The following is a 275-nucleotide window of genomic DNA, read 5'->3' on the forward strand; positions in this document are numbered from 1 at the left end:
CTGCGCGAGGCATTGTGAAATTATTTGGTTTTCATTCTGTCAAAGAACATGAAGTGGCGATTAGTGAGGAAGAATTGCGTCTCATTTTATCTGAAAGCTACGAGAAGGGCGAGATCAACCAATCTGAATATAAATATGTGAATAAAATATTTGAATTTGATAACCGAGTGGCGAGAGAGATCATGATTCCTCGCACAGAAATCTCAGCCATCGACATTGAGCAGACGCTTGAGGATATCACGCATTATATGCTGAACGAAAGGTACACACGCTAT

General features: G+C 40.4%; 1 pseudogene. It reads left to right on the plus strand.

The window, feature by feature from the left end:
- Window positions 1–275 (plus strand): annotated as a pseudogene (locus tag SB775_RS29260) (hypothetical protein); the annotation flags it as partial.

The organism is Peribacillus sp. SIMBA_075, from assembly GCF_046534585.1.